This window comes from Chryseobacterium indoltheticum (assembly GCF_003815915.1).
GTDB classification, from domain to species: Bacteria; Bacteroidota; Bacteroidia; order Flavobacteriales; family Weeksellaceae; genus Chryseobacterium; species Chryseobacterium indoltheticum.
This window is the reverse complement of the sequence record NZ_CP033929.1, coordinates 3,364,165-3,378,145: the sequence shown is the minus strand read 5'-3', so window position 1 is coordinate 3,378,145 and position 13,981 is coordinate 3,364,165. Positions and strand designations below refer to the sequence as shown.

The window sequence follows — 13,981 nt, the reverse complement described above, 5'->3', positions numbered from 1 at the left end:
ACCCCACTATTCCCGCACGATTGTATCGTGTGGGAGTTTTATAAATAGGCTCTATGGTAGTAAAATCATATCCCAATCTTAGGCAACACAGTTTTTCTATAATAATCCCAAATGGAGCTTTTGGTATGGTGTGGATCCACTGGCAGAAAAGTTCCCAAGTTGGTCGCCGTATGCTTATTCGTTTGATAATCCTGTGAGGTTTATTGATTCAGATGGAATGGCTCCAACTGACATAGTTTATTACGGGTAATTACAGGGATCAAGTGTTAGCTCAATTAAGAGGCTCAACGGATGGACAACTAAAATTGTCAATGAATCATTTATCGGGTAAAGTCACAGAAAAAGCGGTAGAAGGAGTTAAGCTAAGTAAAGCATCTCAAATGATATTAGATGCATCAAATGACTCATGTAATATTTCAGAATTAAGATCAGATGGTGATTATTTGACGGATTCTGGAATCGAATATCAGGGTGGCGCATACGAGGGAAGTAGAATGTTGGATGATGGAAGATTATTGAGTACCAACGTAGTAAACCCTATGGTTACTGAAAAAGTTGATGAATTATCAGGAAATACTGACGGTGCCACTATAAAACATGAATTATTAGAAACTATTATAGGTGTTTTAAATAGTCCTGGTAGTCCAGCTGCAACATCACCCCAAAACAGGGCTAAAGGTTATGATGCTGCTCATAAAGGTGCAAAAGCCTTAGACAAAAACTACAAAGACCTTGATGCTGTTGGTGGTAGGCTTGAAAGACGCAGGATACATGCAAATGGAAAAACGGTAGAGACACAAGAGTATTTTATTAAAGATAGAAAAACTGGCAAAGAGATATCAACAGGTAAATTTGAAGCTGATAAAAAGAAATAAATGCAAATACAGAAATTTTTTAACATCGCTATTATTTATATAATAATTATAACGAGCCAAACTAAAGCTCAAGAAACAATCGTGGATATTAAATCTAAAGTTGTTAAAATAGATTCAACAAAATCATTTTATATAATAGACATAGGTATGAAAAAAAACAAAGGTGTTTTCATTATTTCTAAGACATGTGATAACTATTTATTGAAGAAAATGAAAATCAAAAAAAATGGTGAATATATATTTAAATTAAGATACAGACCACATAATCCTAATAATAGTTTTCTGCCAAAGAAAGATATAATTGTTGAATATGCTGATGACAAACTTGTTTGGAGCAATAGGATGAAAAAGACATTTTACGAGGAATGTTTAAATATGTGTGGCTTATTTATAAACAACAATGTAAAATCAAAAGAATGTTTAATTAATAAATAATAAAAAGCTACACTATCCCACGAGGTGTGTAAGTTAAAAGTTAGGGTTTAGATTTTTATAATCTGAGCCTTTTTTTAAAAAAGGATAAATTGGTTAGAACAATACTCCAATTTTGAAGAGACATCGTACTGATGGACGGAATATAGTACCTTGGTTTATTAACTCGGTAAAAATGACGGAAGTTTTAGAGTAACTAAAAATTTCTTAAGTCCAACAATGTGGAAGGCGCTACACGATTATGGTAGTGTAAGTCTCCCCGAACGTTGGACAGAATTACACCCTCAGTTTGTATTGTAAAACTATAAAATATTTCATTATGTTTTTTGATGTTGAGGAATTTTTTTGGAAAGGAGAAAACTCAGAAAAGGCATTCTGCGCTGATGAGTTTTCCTTTTCAACAAATACTGCATTGATGAAAGATTCTGTAACTTTCGTGCAGTCTCTGATTGTTGTAATGTTTTATCCATTCCGAAGTTCTTTCTCGAACTTCAATCAAATTATTAAAAATTCTTGCATCCAAAACTTTGCTGACTCATAACATAAGTAAACAACAATACGGAAGAGATTCTGGCTCAGGATGAATATAACGAACTTTCTTAGCTTAAGACCAAAAAAGTAGATGGAACTGACGCTTCAATACCATTTGAAACTTTAGATTATATCAATGATTCCTTAATAAAATCGATTAAAATATAAAAAGTTATGATTATTAGTGGATTACATATTTTCAGCAATAAATATACATATTAATCAGTATCAAATTTGTACCATAAAATTATAACTATTTGATATTCATATATAGTTATTTTTGAAGAAGTCAAGTAATTATTGATTAGCAATAATCGCTACATATTATAAACTGCTTTAGATATTTTCTAAAGCGGTTTTTTTATGTCTTAAATACTAAAATATGAAGTGTACATAAGTAATTTCCCGGAGTGGTCTTGATTTTGCAAAAAGAAGTAATGGCTGAAGATACAACCAACTTCCTTTTAGCATTATGATAAATCAAAAGACCATTTTATGAACCGTAAAGAATTTCTCAGACATTCACTTTTAGGAGTTGGAGCATTGTACTTCTCAAGCTTTCCATCAGTTTTATTTGGAAAAGAAAACGAAGCTAAATTCGAAACAGAAAATTTAGAAATTGAAAATGTTATTATTGGCTCCGGTTACGGTGGAGCTGTTGCTGCTTTGCGTTTGGCAGAATCCGGACATGAAGTAACAATTCTTGAAATGGGTCTTAATTGGGAAAAGTCTGGCGAAAAATTTTCTCCTATGATTAGTCCCGGAAAATCTGCAGCTTGGCTGAGAACTAAAACAATTGCCCCATTTTTTAATATTTTCAATACCAAAAAATATACAGGAACGCTTGATCGATGGGATTTTAGCAACATCAAAATCTGGATGGGAAGAGGAGTTGGAGGCGGATCTCTTGTTAACGGAGGAATGGCCGTCTTGCCCAAGAAAGATTATTTCGGCGAAGTATTTCCAGAACTGAATACTGAAGAGTTTTATAAAAAATATTTTCCATTGGCTGAAAAAGAGCTGGAAGTTAATTCTGCAGATGAAAATTTTCTAGAAAACTGCAGTTTTTATAAATTCAATAAAGTCGGTGAACAAGAAGCTCATAAAGCAGGATTTAAAACCGTTCGTGTTCCGAATGTTTATGATTTTAAATATATGGAAGATGAATATGAAAATAAAGTTCCCCGTTCGGCTTTGGCTGGTGAAGTGATTTACGGGAACAATTACGGTAAAAAATCTTTAGACAAAACCTATCTTAAAAAAGCTCAGGAAACAGGTAAAGTTCATATTCATGATCTGCATAAAGTTGAAAGTATAGCAAAAGGTTCAGATAATACCTACATTTTAGAAGTTATCCAGACAAATACTCTTGGTGAGACGGTTGCAAAAAAGAAAATTGTTTGTAAAAAACTATTTTTATGCGCCGGTACAATGGGAACTTTAGAATTGCTTTTAAAATCATCAAATGATAATAAATTAACCCTAAATTCTGAAGTAGGACAAAACTGGGGCAATAATGGAAATTTCATGACCGGTAGAAATTTTGTCAAAACATTTTCCGGTGGAACTGGCGTAAACCATTCTACAATTCCCGTTGGTGGAATTGATAATTGGGATGATAAGGAACACCCGTTTTTTTCGGAAATTGCACCGCTTCCAATGGGAATGGATGTAGCAACTTCACTTTATTTAATGATCAATCCGGTGCCCCAAAAAGGGTCTGTGTTCTTTAATCCGGTTTCTAGAAAAATAGATTTAAAATGGTCTGCAGATAACGTAGCTCTTGCCAGAAAAAATGCAGAATATTTTATTAAAAAAATGAATAAAGCAAACGGAGGAACAAGAGCGCACTTGCTTTTTAATAACGGATTCGGAGCTGATATTTGTTACCATCCATTGGGTGGTGCTACATTGGGAAAAGCAACAGATATGAAAGGCAGACTTAGAGGATCTGAAAATCTTTATATCATTGATGGATCATTAATTCCCGGAACGATTGGTGTTAATCCGTTTTTAACGATTACGGCATTGGCAGAATATTGTATAGAGCATATTATTTCTGAAGATTTTTCATAAGGTTTAATTATCGTTTCAATATTTAGAAAATATTTATAACTAAAAGCGGATGCTTATCATTCTAAACACCCGCTTTTTTATTTCTATTAAAGGTTATTTTGCTTTAGCGGCCATTGAAACTGTCGCAGTCAAATCATCTCTTTTTAGAGTAACAAAACTTGCTTTTCCATCTTTAAAATCGAATTTTAAAAGGTTAGGATAATCTGTAATTTTGAATAATCCATTTTTTAGATAAACCAGTTCATTATCATTTTTTCCTTTAAAATGGTCTAAAAGTTCTGACTCTACATAAAGACGGTTGTTTTTTTCGATTATTTTGGTTTCCATTCCTTGTGCGAAAAGAAAATCATCATACGTCCCAATAAGTTGCTTTTTTAGACTTGCAGGGATTTCCTGAGTTTTTTCATTCATTGTTTTTCCTTCCCAATTCATTACAGATAAGATTGTTTTTTGTGTTGCTCCCATCACAGGAAAACGATTCGGTTTTTCACCATTGGCAAGAAATGCAAAACCATTTCCGTCTTTCATGGTACCCATCATGGTTCCGCCAACTCCGGTATTTGAACCATTACAGGTAAACCAATCATAATTATTGTATCCAAAAGATTTTTGCCATCCGTAGCTCCATCCGCCAACTGCGTTTTTTAAAGCGGTTACTGCCGTTACTTTTTTGGCTACATTGTTAGAAATTACTTTGTTGTTTTTATTGCGCAAAGCATTTTGCATTTCGATAGCTATTTTAGCTAAATCAGTTGGGGTAGACCATAATCCTGATGCTCCAACTTGTGGCGTAATTGGCAAACCTGTTTTTATCACTTTCCCGTCTTTGTCGTGAACTGATGCAACATTTTTTAGAAATCCTTTTTCATTTGGTTGAATCATTGTTGTATTTTTTAATCCAAGCGGAGAAAAGATGTATTCTTTTGCAAGCTCTGCAATCGGTTTATTGAAAGTATCTTCCAATGCCATTTGAATGATTGTGTAACCACCACCGCTGTATTGCCAATTGGTTCCCGGCTCAAAAGTAAACTCAATTTCCTTATCGTATCTCGGGATTTTTCCTAAAAGACTTTCTTTTATCGTTGGGATTTTTTCGCCTTCATAATGGTCTTCGAAACCACTTTGGGTAGTTCCTGAGGTATGATTCAGAAATTGTTTCCAAGTCGGAGCATTGTTTTCTGTGAATTTACTTTTTGGTAAATGCCATCTTTTCAAAGATTTGTCAATCGGTTCATTTAGATTAATTAAACCTTTTTCTTCTAAAATAAAACAAAGAAGCGCAGTGATTGGTTTGGAAATAGAAGCCGTAGAAAATGCTGTATTTTCGTCTATCTTTTCTGGAGAACTTGCCGACTTCTGACCAAATTGTTTAGAGTAAACAATCTTATAGTTTTCAAAAACGACCACGCTAAATCCGGGAAGTTTGTACTTTTCTAACTGTCCTTCAATTTTCAAACTGTCGGTAAGAAAACTGTAATCTTTTTTCTGAGCAAAAACCTGAAAGCTTGCAAAGAATAATAGAAAAAAGCTGATGTAAGAAATTGTTTTCATTGTATCGTTATTTAAGGTTTGATAAATATTTCGATACAAAGATGTGCAAGAGCAGAATCTTATGCGACCGAATAAATGTATTCGACCCTAGTTCGAGAGAAAAATGGGTAAGAGTAATAAATTAGAAAGTACGAGTAATTACAAACTTCTGTTTTATAATGCTTTACGATAAGAAGTTGGCGTGTTTCCGGTTTGTTTTTTAAAAGCTGTATTAAAAGAAGATTTCGAGTTAAAACCAACTTCATATAAGATTTCAAGAATGGTAACCTTCGATTTTGATGAATCTTTCAGAATTTGCATTGCATTTTCAATTCGGTACGTATTCACAAAATCATAAAAATGCTGCCCCAATTGATGATTAATTAAAACGGATAATTCGCGAACAGGAACATTGATTTCTTTTGAAATATCCTGAATCTTTAAATCCGGATTAAGAAAAGGTTTTTCATCAGTCATGTATTTTTTAAGCTTCAATAAATCTTCATTTAATATTTCCGGTTTTATTGTTTTTTCTTCCAAAGGAAAATCGGAAACGAGTTTCAATTTTGAATCAATATTTCTGAATAGCCCAGGATTATTGAGTGCTTTATACAAGTACCAGCAAGTGATAAAAGGCTGTAGCATGAGAATTCCTATCTTAATCCAATCAGAAATGTAGGGATAATCGGAAAATTTGAAAATGTTTTTGAAAATAACAATCACATAAAGAGCTGCCAAAACCCCGGTAAGCTGAAACAACCATTGATAAGAATTAAGATTTCCTCCTGAATTATTCTCCAGATAAAGTTTTTTTGCTCTTCTCAACAATAGAAAAACTGCCGTAAAATAAACCACAACCTGAATATGAAACAACCAATGAGTTAACTGCAACTCAATCATATTTTGGCGATTGATGATGAAATCGAGTTTCGAAGCAACATCTACACTATAAAAACGGGGAATAAGAGCAATATTTGAAACCAAAAATGGCAGTAAATGAATGAGATATTTGGGTTTCAGTTTAAAATCGGAATAGCAAACCGATAAAACATAAAGGTAAAAAATCGGAATTTGCAAAAAAGCCAATGTGGTTCTGAACATTCCCAGATTTGAAGGGCCTTCTGAAATTTGGCTAATAAATGGTTCGCTAATATCGACAGCGGAAATAATTAGAAAAAAAGCAAAGAGACGGTTGCTGATTTTGTGCTTTGTTTTAACGATGAGCATAAAAAACGCCAAAAAAAATGAAATGAACAGCGAGATGCCCGTTACAATATTTAATAAATTATCCATTCATCAGATTTCTTTTGGATTATATTTTTTTGTGCTGTAAATATAAATGAATTGCCAATAGATACCACATTCATATTTCCAAATTTTTATGAATAATAAGAATGGTTGAAACCAAGCTTTTATTTATTTGTAAACGCTGTAAATCTGAGTAAATTATTTTTTATATATAATAATTTTAACCTCAAAAGAAACAAAAGATGATAGATTGTTTTAGGCAATCAAAAGTTTACAAAATAGATGTTAATCATGCTTAGTTTTGCAAGCTTTTGAATTTCTCTTTTTTCAATCATTTCTTTTGATGCTTTTGTGGTAAATAAAAATATTTTAAAATCAATAAGCAGCTTTTTCACAGTTAATGCAGAAATCTTTATCCCCTTATTTAAATCCAGGTTTTATTATCATAAGCAGCTTCCCAAAAATAATATTCCATTCTGGATGAGGTTAAAAACGCTTCTGTCATTTTTTCTCTAATGGCAGGAGTTGTAGAAGCCGCCACCTCATCACATATGTTAATCGCCTGTTGCACTGCATCTGCAAATTCTTCACCGCCATACGTTTCAATCCATTTTTGGTAAGGATTATTTTCAGACTTTATGGTATTGTAAATGTGGTCACCTACTTTTTTATAAATCCAAAAACAGGGCAATACTGCTGCCATAGCTATTTCAACAGAATCGAGCGCAGCGGTACTCTTAAGAAAATGTACATAATGATGACAGACAGGCTGCATTGTACCTTTATCTTTTAAGCCAAAATCTTTAAAATAAGATTCATGAAGTGCGTTTTCGACTATAATTGCGTTTTCTGCATATTTCAGATATTGTAAGGTGTTGCTAATATCATGTGCTCTTGCTGCAATCAATGCCAATGCTCTTCCGAAATGTTCGAGATATAAAGAATCCTGCGCCATATAAAACTGAAATTTTTCTTTGGGAAGACTTCCATCTGCCAATTGGGCAACAAAAGGCATGGTAAGAATAGCTTGATACCGTTCTTCAGTTTTTTTCCAGGTTAATTCAGACCAATTCATTTTTAATTATTTTATGAGGATTAAAAAAGTGATTAAGAGGACCATTTCCTTTTCCGATGACAACATCTTTTCCGTTTTTAATAGCTTCAAAAACATATTCCTGCGCTAATTCAACCGAATTAAATAAATCTTCACCTCGTGCTATAAAAGCAGCAATTGCCGAAGAAAGAGTACAGCCGGAACCGTGAGTGTTATTTGTTTCAAATTTTATGGTTTCAAAAGTAGATTGTTTACCATTTTCTTCAAAAAATAACGAAGTGACGGTGGGAAATTCCTGATGACCACCTTTGAGAAGGATGTTTTTGCAGCCTGATCTTAAAATTTTTTCACCGGCAATCTGCATATCTTCTAAAGTTTTCACTTCCATTTGTGCCAATATTGAAGCTTCATCCATATTGGGGGTAATAATTTCTGCGATGGGAAATAATTGTTCAACGATAGTTTGAATGGTTTCCTCTTCAATCAATCGATGTCCACTGGTAGCAACCATAACAGGGTCAAATACAATGGGGATTTTTGGATATTTACTTAAAGTTTTCACAATGGTTTCAACCAATTGAGAATTATGCACCATTCCAATTTTTATGGCATCAGGGAAAATGTCGTCGAGTACAGTTTCTATTTGATCTGCAACAGCTTCCATAGAAACAGGATATATTTTTCTTACGCCCATTGTATTTTGAACCGGAAGTGCGGTAAGCACAGATGTTGCATAACATCCCAAAGCTGAAAATGTTTTGATATCTGCCTGTATTCCTGCGCCGCCACTGCCGTCAAAACCTGCAATCGTAAGAACGGTAGGATAAGTATATTTTTTCATTTCAATATTTCATTTTTAATTTCGTACGCTGCTTTTTCAGGATTTTGGGCACTGCAAATCGCAGATACAACAGCTAATGCATCTGCTCCTGCTTTTATAATGGAAGCTGCGTTTGACGAATTGATATTTCCGATGGCAACAAGTGGTTTTTCTGTAAGGGATCTTATTTTTTTTAAACCTTCCAATCCCCATTCTGTCACGGTGTCTTTTTTGGTGTCGGTGCTGAATATGGGACTGATGCCAAGATAATCTGACAATTCTGTGTTTACATTTTCAAGTTGGCTTAAATATTCAATTGAATATCCAATTATTTTATCTTTAAAAAACAATTCATTTCTGAGACTTGATGGAGATCTATCATTATTCCCGACATGAATTCCTGCCGAACCAATTTTTTCAGTAACCTCAAAATGATCATTAATAATAAGCGGAATATTATATTTATCGGTAATCTCTTTTAATGCAAATGCTTTTCGAAGAAAATCTTCTGTTGAGGTATTTTTTTCACGCAGCTGAATAATATCAACACCACCTAGAATCGATTTTTCTGCAACTTCAAGAAAGTTTTTTCCTAAACAATCTTTCTCTGAAATAACCAAATACAACTGATAAGGAAATGATGGTTTCAAGATCATTGTTTTACCATTTTTAAATGATTATAAAACTCATCTTCTGTAATATTGTACAGTTTATCAATGATATTGAGCTGTAAACTTCCGGGACCGGCACCTTGTTTAGCTGCTATTTCTCCAACTATTCCTAATAAACTCATTGCTGCAACGACTGCTTCGGTTTTGTTATCAATAACTCCGATAAAAGAACCAATCAGCGCAGTTGCAGTACAACCTAATCCGGTAACTTTGGTCATCATTGGATGGCCGTTTTTTAAATGGATTTCTTGATTATCACTCATGATAATATCGGTTTCACCTGAAATACAAACTATTGATTTGTGATTTTTGACCAATGTTTTGGCAGCTTCTACAGCTTCATTACTTTTGGCAGTGCTGTCGACTCCTTTTGTAATCGTTTTACTGGCTTTTGAAAGGGCAATAATTTCAGAAGCATTTCCTCTGATTACAGTTGGATTTAAATAAAGTATCTTGCTTAAAACCGAATCACGGTAAGATGTTGCTCCGGCTCCAACAGGATCTAATATCCAAGGTTTGTTTAATTCATTAGCTTTTGTTGCGGCCAAAAGCATTGCTTCTTCCCAATATTCATCAAGCGTACCAATATTAATGACCAATGAGTGAGAAATATTTACCATTTCTTCTACTTCAGATTTTGCATGAGCCATTATTGGTGATGCGCCAATTGCCAAAAGCGCATTTGCAGTGTTGTTCATCACAACATAATTGGTGATACTGTGAACAAGGGGAGAAGTATTTCGTACGTGAAGGATGCTGTTCCAAAGATTGTTTTCCATTCTAATATTTTTATCAATAAAAGCTTTAGGATAAAATCCGGAACAACAGTCAAAATCTGGATGATGACATATTGCTTTTCCCTACGTCGGTGTAAGCCGTATCAGGTTCAAAGGGACTCTCTCAATTCTTTTCAGAATACCCCTAAAGCGCAACACAAAAGTATTGAAAAATATTGATTTTGAATGAAAATATTGTCTATATTCTCAAAAATAACGCAGCTATTTCAAATTTTTCACTCTAAATAAAAAACACTCTGAAACAGATGCTTCAGAGTGTTTTATTTAAAGTATAGTTTTTAAAATATTATGCAGTTAGTTTTTCAATTTTTACAAGAACATCATCGATGTCAAACGGTTTAGAAATAAATTCATCAGCATTGCATGCATTGATTACATTTTCAGCTTTTGCATGAGCACTGATAATCATTACCGGAATTTTTGAAGTAGCTTCATCTTCTTTTATTTGATTGCAAAGATCGGTACCCGAACCATCAGGTAATCTTACATCCAATATAAAAACATCCGGAACAACCGATTGATCTCTATTGTTGAAGGCATCAACAGTAGCAAATGAACGTACGTCATAATTTTCGAATGACAGGAGCAATTGTAATGCATCTCTGATGCCTGTCTCATCTTCTACGATAAAAATTGTTTTCATACATCTTGCTTGGCAAAAACAAAGCCAACATTGAGATCTCGCTAAAATAATTTATCATAATATAGAATGAGAATTCAAAGTTTATGTAGATGAAATTGTTGAGCATACGCTTAAAATATTTCTTTATTTGAGTAATTGTTTTTAATTTTTTCTATTCCTGAATTTTTTTTAATTAAATAAGGTTGTTGATAATGAGTGGTTTGTGTGTATTTCTATAAGATGAGATTTGGGCAGGTAACAGCAGGATAGCTGAAATTTTCGATAAGTATACTTTTATAAAAATAAAAATATGAGAAATATCATGTCTTTCAGATTTAACTTTTCTCATGTTTAATTTAAATGAAAGTATAAAAGTAATAATTATTAATCACCAGCCACAAAATGAAGAAATCTATAATAACTCTTGGTATTTTACTAAGTACCACAAGTTTTATCTTCGCACAGGAAAAAGAAACCACGGGTAAGGCCTCGGATAGTACAAAATCCAGTAATAAAACGAAGGATATTGAGGAAGTAGTCGTTATCGCTTACGGTACACAAAAAAAAGGAGAGGTCACCGGATCTGTCGGAAAGGTGAGTACAGCGAGTTTCAAAGATCGTCCTATCGCACGAGTTGATCAGGCATTAACGGGTCAGATTGCGGGTGTTAAAACCCGTGCTACTTCAGGAAAACCGGGAGAACCTTTAGAAATCCGAGTGCGTGGTTCAGCTTCTATCGCAGCAAGCAATTCTCCTCTTTATGTAGTTGATGGAATGGTAGTAGAGGATATGGCGAATGTTTCTCCGGATGATGTGCAATCGATTGAAGTACTAAAGGATGCTGCATCAACAGCAATGTACGGATCACGAGGTTCTAATGGGATTGTTATTGTAACAACTAAAAAAGGAGTTTCAGGAAAACCATCATTCTCATTTTCTCAGTATTATGGTGTTCAAACCATCGAGAAAAAGCTTGACATCATGAACAGCGCAGAATGGATTGACTATGCAACCGAATCTATTAATAAAAGATGGGTTGCTTTATCTCCGGGGAATTCAGCTTCTGACAGCTATGCAGTGAGAGCAAATTATTTTAATCTGGCAAATACTACTGATTATAATCTGGCAAATATCACCTATATGGTCGATCCAAGATGGGGAACCAATCAAGTAGCAAATATCGACTGGCAGGATGCGTTTTATCGCCCGGCCGCCATTCAGAATTATCAGTTATCGGTGAGAGGGGGAAGCCAGAATGTAAAATATGCAATCTCGGCTGCGTATTTTGATCAGGAAGGTATGGCGCTAAATACAGGTTTTAACAGATTTAATTTGAGTGCAGTTATTGATGTAAATATTTCGGATAAATGGAAAGCCGGAATTACCTTGCGACCAAGTTATTCTCAAAGTTACGGCGCTGCGGTAGACGGAAAAGACAATGAAGCTCACAAAATGCTTTCTATGGTTCCAGTAGCAGAATTATCAGCTGGTCTTTATACCAATTTCTGGAAAAATACAAGATACAGATGGGCGGGTTCTACAGTAAGCCCGATTGGAACTTTAGAAAACACAACAAATGATACCAATGAATTCAGGTTATTGTCTAGCATGTACATGTCTTATGATATTTTACCGGGATTAAATTTCAAAATTTCGGGAGGTGCTACTAATAACTATAACATCAATACCGGTTACATACCAACCTTCAATTTAGTTACAAATATTCCGGGACAGGTAAGTATAGCGAGCAGAAGAACGGTTAATTATAACCGGTATTTAGGTGAAGCTTTATTAAATTATAAAAAGACCTTCGGAAGTCATAGTATCGCCGCTCTTGCCGGGTATAGTGCAGAAAATTACAGAATAACTTCGCAATACAACCGTAATAAAGGTTTTGCTAATGATGATTTGAAAACGTTTAATTTCACTCAGTCTGCATCAGTATTAAATTCAGAATATACGGCGTCAGAACAAATGCTGATTTCATTATTTGGTCGTGTAAATTATGATTACCAAAAGAAATATATGCTATTTGCAAGTATACGTAGAGATGGTTCTTCCAGATTTGGTTGGGATAATCTTTACGGAACTTTCGCAGCATTTGGTGGAGCTTGGAAAATGGATGAAGAAGAATTTCTTAAAGATAAATCCTGGCTGAGCAACTTAAAACTAAGATACAGCTGGGGCGAAAACGGGAATAATAACATTGGAGATTACCGGGCTTTTGGAACATTAGCCGGAGGTAATTATTCATTTGGCGGAGGCTTGTCAAACGGTTTAGTGCCAAGTACGATTCGAAATCCTAATCTGACCTGGGAGAAAACACAGTCTTCAGATTTTGGTTTTGAATTAGGACTATTCAACAGGATAGATTTTACGGCAGATTATTACATCAAAAAAACTAATGATCTTCTTTTGCAGCAACCAATTCCATACGTAACCGGTTATAATATCATGTGGAAGAATGTAGGCTCAGTTCAGAATAAAGGTTTAGAATTCGATCTTAGCACAAAAAATTTAACGGGAGCATTCAAATGGAACACTTCGGCAAATATTGCATTCAATAATAATAAAGTTTTGCAGTTAGGAAGCGACAATGCACCTATATATACGGGTTTTAGCAGCAGTACCAATATTATTAAAGTAGGCGAAGAGCTTAATTCATTTTATTTGTACGAAGCGATTGGTGTTTTGTCAACAGCAGATATCAATAATACAGGTGTGGCAAAAACAAATGGTGCTATTGCCGGAGATGTTAAATACAAAGATTTTAATGGGGATGGAAAAATTGACGAAAATGACCGTCATATCATCGGAAGCCCTACTCCTGATTATTATTGGGGTTTTACCAATACGTTTTCTTACAAAAACTTTGATCTTTCTGTGTTTTTTCAAGGCCAGAAAGGAGGATATAGTTATGCATTACTTGGGCGTGCAATCGATCGTACAGGAATGGGAACTACGACAAACGTGATGGGGAACTGGGCCAATCGTTGGCGTTCTGATGCAGATCCGGGAGACGGAAAAACACCAAGATTAGATGGTACTACAGGAAGCCTTTTGGATACAAGATGGTTATATGATGCCACTTACATCCAATTAAAGAACGTTACGTTAGGATATAATTTTGAGGAGGAATTAGCCCAAAAATTAAAAATTTCTAACCTTAGAGTTTATGTCAGTTTAGAAAATGTCTGGAGAAAAGATCATTATTATGGTGGCTACAACCCAGAATCTGTACAGTCAGACGGTACCGATTACGGAGCATATCCCAATGCGAAAGTATTTATGATGGGCTTAAACTTTAACTTCTAAATTTAAAAAA

The 13,981-nt window shown here is 34.3% G+C and carries 12 protein-coding genes and 1 riboswitch; of the genes, 4 read left to right on the top strand and 8 right to left on the bottom strand.

The window, feature by feature from the left end:
* Nucleotides 1-311: 311 nt before the first annotated feature.
* A complete protein-coding gene (locus EG358_RS15630; RefSeq protein ID WP_076560551.1) occupies nt 312-875 on the top strand; it encodes a hypothetical protein in 564 nt (187 codons plus the stop codon).
* The gene (locus tag EG358_RS15625; protein ID WP_076560553.1) at nt 876-1,310 is read left to right on the top strand and encodes a hypothetical protein; all 435 of its coding nucleotides are present in this window, start codon (nt 876-878) and stop codon (nt 1,308-1,310) included.
* Between the two features lie 394 nt (nt 1,311-1,704).
* On the opposite strand, the gene EG358_RS20045 is transcribed toward EG358_RS15625, so the two are convergent.
* Nucleotides 1,705-1,806 (bottom strand): hypothetical protein, encoded by a 102-nt coding sequence (locus EG358_RS20045; protein WP_394337953.1) that lies wholly within the window; start codon nt 1,804-1,806, stop codon nt 1,705-1,707.
* 527 nt (nt 1,807-2,333) lie between these two features.
* Between EG358_RS20045 and EG358_RS15615 the strand changes: the two genes are divergently transcribed.
* Complete coding sequence (locus tag EG358_RS15615; RefSeq protein WP_076560555.1) at nt 2,334-3,914, top strand: GMC oxidoreductase; 1,581 nt, start codon at nt 2,334-2,336, stop codon at nt 3,912-3,914.
* A 93-nt stretch (nt 3,915-4,007) separates the two neighbouring features.
* Here EG358_RS15615 and EG358_RS15610 read toward each other — a convergent pair whose 3' ends face one another.
* The 7 genes from EG358_RS15610 to EG358_RS15580 form a co-directional block, all read right to left on the bottom strand.
* Complete coding sequence (locus tag EG358_RS15610; RefSeq protein WP_076560557.1) at nt 4,008-5,465, bottom strand: serine hydrolase domain-containing protein; 1,458 nt, start codon at nt 5,463-5,465, stop codon at nt 4,008-4,010.
* Nucleotides 5,466-5,618: 153 nt separating this feature from the next.
* The gene (locus tag EG358_RS15605) at nt 5,619-6,737 is read right to left on the bottom strand and encodes a helix-turn-helix domain-containing protein (protein WP_076560559.1); all 1,119 of its coding nucleotides are present in this window, start codon (nt 6,735-6,737) and stop codon (nt 5,619-5,621) included.
* A 379-nt stretch (nt 6,738-7,116) separates the two neighbouring features.
* Nucleotides 7,117-7,767, bottom strand: coding sequence for a thiaminase II (gene tenA / locus EG358_RS15600; RefSeq protein WP_076560561.1), 651 nt, complete (start codon nt 7,765-7,767; stop codon nt 7,117-7,119).
* A complete protein-coding gene (thiD, locus tag EG358_RS15595; RefSeq protein ID WP_076560564.1) occupies nt 7,754-8,587 on the bottom strand; it encodes a bifunctional hydroxymethylpyrimidine kinase/phosphomethylpyrimidine kinase in 834 nt (277 codons plus the stop codon). The genes tenA and thiD overlap by 14 nt, the downstream gene beginning before the upstream one ends.
* A complete protein-coding gene (thiE, locus tag EG358_RS15590) occupies nt 8,584-9,222 on the bottom strand; it encodes a thiamine phosphate synthase (RefSeq protein WP_076560566.1) in 639 nt (212 codons plus the stop codon). Before thiE ends, thiD begins: the two co-directional genes overlap by 4 nt.
* Nucleotides 9,219-10,016, bottom strand: a complete 798-nt coding sequence (gene thiM / locus EG358_RS15585; protein ID WP_174565094.1) for a hydroxyethylthiazole kinase — start codon at nt 10,014-10,016, stop codon at nt 9,219-9,221. The genes thiE and thiM overlap by 4 nt, the downstream gene beginning before the upstream one ends.
* Before the next feature lie 61 nt (nt 10,017-10,077).
* Nucleotides 10,078-10,170: riboswitch (TPP riboswitch) on the bottom strand.
* Nucleotides 10,171-10,320: 150 nt separating this feature from the next.
* Complete coding sequence (locus EG358_RS15580; RefSeq protein ID WP_076560570.1) at nt 10,321-10,677, bottom strand: response regulator; 357 nt, start codon at nt 10,675-10,677, stop codon at nt 10,321-10,323.
* 381 nt (nt 10,678-11,058) lie between these two features.
* On the opposite strand from EG358_RS15580, the gene EG358_RS15575 reads away from it, so the two are divergent.
* The gene (locus EG358_RS15575) at nt 11,059-13,971 is read left to right on the top strand and encodes a SusC/RagA family TonB-linked outer membrane protein (protein ID WP_076560581.1); all 2,913 of its coding nucleotides are present in this window, start codon (nt 11,059-11,061) and stop codon (nt 13,969-13,971) included.
* Nucleotides 13,972-13,981 lie beyond the last annotated feature (10 nt).